Source organism: Pseudoroseomonas ludipueritiae (assembly GCF_014490445.1).
GTDB classification, from domain to species: Bacteria; Pseudomonadota; Alphaproteobacteria; order Acetobacterales; family Acetobacteraceae; genus Pseudoroseomonas; species Pseudoroseomonas ludipueritiae.
Genome location: NZ_JACTUZ010000220.1, coordinates 1 through 5,495 on the forward strand (window position 1 = coordinate 1; position 5,495 = coordinate 5,495).

Sequence of the window (5,495 nt, forward strand, 5' to 3'; positions counted from 1 at the left end):
AGAAGCGGCGGAGCTCGTCGCGAAAGGCGATCTCCTCGGCGGTGAAGCGAAGTTCCAAGGCGCCCTCCTCAGGCAGTGCCGGCCGTCCTGGCGGTCAGGATCACGTCCGGCGCGATTCCTCATGGCGGTGGGATATCGCCCACGGAAAGGCAAAGCGCCAGATGCCAACTCCAGGGAATGCGCATATCGCGCCGCTTCCATGGCCGCCCGCGGCCCGCGCGCCCATCATGCGGGTTTCAGGACCTGCCTGTGCGCGCCAGCCATCTTCCCGGCGGCGGGGGTCCGGGACGAAGGGATTGCGGGAGACCGTCCGTTCGGTCAATATTGACGGCCTTCAGGAGGATGCCCCATGGCCCGCGCGGCAACCAAGCTATCCGTGGTGGACCAGACCGGGCCATCGGAGCGGATTCTACAGATCCTCACCGAGTCAGCCCGTCTTTTCGCGACGAATGGCTATGACGGTACCTCGATGCGCGACATCGCCGCCGCCTGCGGCATCTCCAAGTCGCTGCTCTACCATCACTTCGCCGACAAGGACGAGATCTTCGCCCGCATCGCCCTCGGCTCGACGCGGGAACTCTGCGAGTTCGTGACCGCGCGCATCCCGGAGAACACCACTCCCACTGAGCGCATCCGCGCCTTCATGATCGGCACGGCGGAATATTTCCACCGCTACCGCTGGGCCTGGCTGGCCTCCACCTCCTCCTTCTGGAGCGACCCGGAAGCACGGCGGCAGAAGGAGCGGATGATGTGGCGCGACCGCTACGAGGGCCTGCTGCGCAACCTGCTGAAGGAAGCCATCGAGGCCGGCGAGATGCGGCCGGTGGATGTTTCCCACGCCGGGCGGCTGATCCTGTCCTCGCTGAACTGGATGCACCGCTGGTACAAGCCCGAGAAGGGCCTGACCGCCGTGCAGGTGGCCGAAACCTATTTCGACATGATCTTCAACGGGCTGAAGGCGGAACCCCCGGCCCCCTGAGCCCCTGGAGCGGTTTCCGTTCGCCCTGGCTCACTTCAACCGCTCTAGTCTTCTGTTCCTGCAAGCATCTTCACCCGATCAGGTGATTCCACCTGATCGGGATCTGCTCTAGTCCAGCTTGAGGCCGATGCCGCGGATCAGGGCACCCCAGCTTTCGCGCTCGGCCGTCAGCAGCCGGGCGAAGGCCTCGGGGCCGGTGCCCTCCAGCGTCGCGCCCTGCGCCTGCATCTGGCTGCCGAGTGCCGCCCCCTTCAGCGCGCTGCGCGTGGCGGCCAGGACCTTCTCCACCACCACATCCGGCACGCCGGCGGGCGCGAAGAGCCCGTACCAGTAGGGCTGGGCCACATCGGGGAAGCCCGCTTCGGCGAAGGTCGGCGTATCCGGCAGCGCGGCGACGCGCTTCTCGCCCGTGACGGCCAGGGCGCGGATCTCGCCGGCCTTGACCAGCTCCACGTAGGAGGCGACGCCGTCGAAGCCCACATCGACGTCGCCGCGGATCAGCGCCTGCGCCGCCGCCGAGCTGGCGCGGAAGGGCACGTCGGTCATGGCGATGCCGGTGACCTGCTTCATCCGCTCACCGGAGAGATGCGCCACGGCGCCGCGATTGGTGGTGGTGAAGGTGACCGGCTCAGGCTGCTTCCTCGCGTATGCCACCAGTTCCGCCACGCTGCGGACCGGCAGCCTGGGATTGCTGTAGAGCGCCAGTTGCGCGCGCATCAGCAGGGCGATGGGTCTGAACTGTTCCAGCCGGTAGGGCAGCTTCTTGAAGAGATGCGGCGTGACGGCGAAGGTCGTGGAAGAGGTCAGCAGCAGCGTGTAGCCATCCGCCGGCGCCTGCGAGACATGCTCCGCGGCGATGATCGTGGTGGCGCCGGGGCGGTTGTCCACCACCACGGGCTGCCCCAGGGCCTCCTGCATGGCGGGCGCCATGGCGCGGATGAGAATGTCCGGCTCCCCGCCTGGGGAGAAGGCGACGACGATGCGCACCGGCCGGCTGGGATAGTCGGCGGCCCGCGCGGCTGCCGGAACCAGGCTGGCCGTAAGGCCCGCCGCCATCAATCCGCGCCGGCCGACCAGGACCTTGGCGGCGCATCGCATTCCATCCATTCGCGTTCCCTCCTGTGCTGCGGCCGCTTATTCGAGCGTGATCTTCCTTTCCGAGATGATCCTTCCCCACTGCGCCTGGTCGCGCTGCATCTGCTCATCCAGCAGGCTCGGCGGGCCGGAGATGGCGCGCAGGGCGTCGCCGGCCAGGCGGTTGCGCACGGCCTCGCTTTCCATGGCCTTGTTGGCGGCGGCATTGAGGCGCGCGATCTCCGCCACGGGCGTCCGCGCCGGCACCAGCAGCGCGGTCCAGAAGGAGGTCACCAGCGCGGGAAAGCCGGCCTCCTTGAAGGTCGGGATCTCGGGCAGCAGTGGCGCGCGCTCGTCATAGGAGAGGCCGAGGATGCGCAGCTTGCCGGCGCGCACATGCTCGATGGTGATGGTCGGCGCCTCGACGCTGATCTCGATGATGCCGGAGAGCAGGTCGGTGGTGGATGGAGCATTGCCGCGATAGGCGACATCGGTCAGGCGGATGCCCATGGCATCGGCCATCATGATGCCGAAGAGATGGCTGACGCTGCCGGTGCCGTTGGTGGCGTAGCGCAGCGGGTCCGGTTGCGTCTTGGCATAGGCCACGAAGCTGGCGATGTCCCGGGGCGGCAGCTCGGCATTGACCGTGAGGGAGAGCGGGCCATCGAAGAGCAGCGCGACCGGCGCGAAATCCTGCAGCCTGAACGGCAGGTTGGGGCGCATCATGGCGTTCAGCGGCAGGCCGGCCGTGCCGCCCACCAGCACCGTCAACCCATCGGCCGGCGCCCGCGCCACGGCCTCCGAGGCGATGATGGCGTTGCCGCCCGGCCGGTTCTCCACCACGATGGTCTGGCCCAGGCTTTCCGACATGTTCTGGGCGATCAGCCGCGTGATCACGTCGGTCAGCCCGCCTGGCGCGAAGGGCACCACGAAGCGGATGGCGCGCCCGCCCTGGGCGCGGGCGATGGCGGGCATGAAGAGGCTGGCGGCCGTGGCGGCCAGCAAGGGGCGCCGGGATACTGGCTTCACGAGCTTCCTCCTTCTCGTCCGGTGGTTTTCGTGCCCGGTCTTGCGGGGCGATCCTAGCCTCCCCCTGACCGAACGGTCAATCACCGTGCGTTGTGGCTGCTATGCGTGTTGCCAGTCCGGTCCTGCCAATGCTAGCGTTCCTCGACTGACCGGTCGGACAGTGCCTTTGTGGCATGAGCCGCCCGGCGCGAAGGGAGAGATGAGATGTCCGACGATATCGTGCGGCTGGAGGTCAAGGACCACATCGCGCTGGTCACCCTCAACAAGCCCCCGGTCAATGCGCTGAACCGCGAGATGCGGAACGCCTTGATCGAGGTCTTTGACGCGATATCGGAGCGGGACGACGTGCGCGTGGCGGTGCTCACCGGGGCCGGCAAGGTCTTCTGCGCCGGCGCCGACCTGAAGGACCGCCCGGACAATACCAAGCTCGGCGCCTTCGGCAGCCACAACCGCGTGACGCGCGAGACCGGCAATGCCATCCGCGAATGCGCCAAGCCGGTGATCGCGGCGGTCAACGGCGCGGCGCTCGGCGCGGGCCTTGGCCTCATGGCCGCCTGCGACATCTTCCTCGCCTCCGAGAACGCCACCTTCGGAATGCCGGAGATCGATGTCGGCCTGGCCGGCGGCGGTGCCATGCTGAACACCATCTTTGGCCGCTCCACCATGCGGCTGCTGATGTACACGGGCGAGCGCCTCTCCGCCGCCGAGCTGTACCGCCGCGGCATCATCGAGGCCTGCACGGCGCCGGAGGATCTGCTCCCCACCGCGATGCGCTATGCCGAGAAGATCGCCAACAAGAGCCCGCTGGCCATCAACTATGCCAAGACCTCGGCCAATATGGTCGAGCTGATGCCGCAGAAGGACGCCTACCGCTTCGAGCAGAACTTCACGGTCGCGCTCTCGCGCACCGAGGATGCGAAGGAGGCGCGCATGGCCTTCATCGAGAAGCGCAAGCCGGTGTTCAAAGGCCGCTGAGATGCCGCTGACGCAGGACATGACCATCGGTGCCGGGCTGGAGGCCATCCTGCAGCCACGCGCCATCGCCATCATCGGCGCCTCGCAGGATGCCACCAAGATCGGCGGGCGTCCGGTGCAGTTGCTGCAACGCTTCGGCTATCCCGGCAAGATCTACCCGGTGAACCCACGCGCCACGGAAGTGCAGGGCCTGCCGGCCTATCCTTCCGTGGAGGCGCTGCCGGAGGCACCGGACCTCGCCATCATTGCCGTCTCGGCCGAGGCGGCGCCGGCGGCGCTGGAAGCCTGCGCGGCGCGCGGCGTGCGCGGCGCGGTGATCTTCTCCTCCGGCTTCGCCGAGCTGGGCGAGGCGGGGGAGGCGCTGCAAGCGCAGTTGCGCGACACCGCGCGCCGCACCGGCATGCGCGTGCTGGGGCCGAATTGCCTTGGCGCGCTCAGCATCGCCGAGAAATCCATCGCCACCTTCTCCATCGTGCTGGAAAGCAGCCTGCCGCCGGCGGGGCCGCTGGGCATCGCCTCGCAAAGCGGCAATCTCGGCAGCTACACGGCGCTGCTGGCGCGGGAACGCGGCATCGGCATCAGCCGCTTCCTGACCACCGGCAATGAATGCGATGTCGATATCGCCGATGGCATCGCCTGGCTGGCGCGGGACCCGGCCACGAAGGTCATCCTCTGCTGCCTGGAGACCTGCCGCGACGCCCCCCGGCTGATCGCCGCCTTCGAGGAAGCGCGGCGGGCGGGCAAGCCCGTCATCGTGCTGAAGATCGGCGCTTCCGAGGCCGGGCAGGCCGCCGCCGCCTCCCATACCGGGGCGCTGGCGGGCTCGGATGCCGTGTTCGATGCCGTCTTCCGCCGCGCCGGCGTCTGGCGGGTGCAGAGCGTGGAGGAGATGCTCGACCTCGGCCATGCCGCCGCCGTGCTGGGGCTGGAGCGGCTGCCGAAGAGCCGGCGCGTGATGCTGCTGACCGCTTCCGGCGGCTTCGGCGTGCTGCTGGCCGATGCCGCCAGCGCGGCGGGGCTGGAACTGCCCATGCCTTCCGCCGAGACGCAGCGCCGCATCCTTGAAGCCGTGCCCTATGCCTCGCCTCGCAATCCGGTGGATGCCACGGCGCAGATGTCCAGCCGGCCGGAGATCCTGGAAAAGATCCTTTCCGCGATCCTTGATGACGAGAACTGCGACTCTCTGCTTCTGCTGCTCTCCTCCTCGCTCTACCTGCCGCGCCTGCGCAATGTGTACATGCAGACGCTCACCGCCATCCGCGCCCGCTACCCCGAGAAGGTGGTGATGTTGACGGTCCATGGCCCGCAGGACGCGGTGGAGGAACTGACCGCCATGGGCTTCCCCGTGGTGGATGGCGTCGGCCCCTCGGCGCAGACCCTGGCCGGGCTCTGCGGCCTGGCCGCCGCGCGGGACCTGCCGCCGCCGCCCGCGCCCGTG

Annotated in this window: 6 protein-coding genes; 4 read left to right on the forward strand and 2 right to left on the reverse strand. The window is 68.6% G+C overall.

The genetic code is table 11. From position 1 onward, the window contains the following. Both IBL25_RS27120 and IBL25_RS24095 read left to right on the forward strand, forming a co-directional pair. A partial coding sequence (locus tag IBL25_RS27120) for a hypothetical protein (RefSeq protein ID WP_238940632.1) occupies positions 1-328 on the forward strand: 328 nt, incomplete at its 5' end. 21 nt (positions 329-349) lie between these two features. Continuing rightward, positions 350-979, forward strand: a complete 630-nt coding sequence (locus IBL25_RS24095; protein WP_187781008.1) for a TetR/AcrR family transcriptional regulator — start codon at positions 350-352, stop codon at positions 977-979. A gap of 108 nt (positions 980-1,087) precedes the next feature. On the opposite strand, the gene IBL25_RS24100 is transcribed toward IBL25_RS24095, so the two are convergent. Together IBL25_RS24100 and IBL25_RS24105 are read right to left on the reverse strand one after the other, a co-directional pair. Continuing rightward, positions 1,088-2,086, reverse strand: coding sequence for a Bug family tripartite tricarboxylate transporter substrate binding protein (locus IBL25_RS24100; RefSeq protein WP_187781009.1), 999 nt, complete (start codon positions 2,084-2,086; stop codon positions 1,088-1,090). Positions 2,087-2,113: 27 nt separating this feature from the next. Then, positions 2,114-3,082, reverse strand: a complete 969-nt coding sequence (locus tag IBL25_RS24105; RefSeq protein WP_202986876.1) for a Bug family tripartite tricarboxylate transporter substrate binding protein — start codon at positions 3,080-3,082, stop codon at positions 2,114-2,116. Between the two features lie 204 nt (positions 3,083-3,286). Between IBL25_RS24105 and IBL25_RS24110 the strand changes: the two genes are divergently transcribed. Then, a complete protein-coding gene (locus IBL25_RS24110) occupies positions 3,287-4,057 on the forward strand; it encodes an enoyl-CoA hydratase/isomerase family protein (RefSeq protein ID WP_187781010.1) in 771 nt (256 codons plus the stop codon). Position 4,058: 1 nt separating this feature from the next. Beyond that, a partial coding sequence (locus IBL25_RS24115) for an acetate--CoA ligase family protein (protein WP_202986877.1) occupies positions 4,059-5,495 on the forward strand: 1,437 nt, incomplete at its 3' end.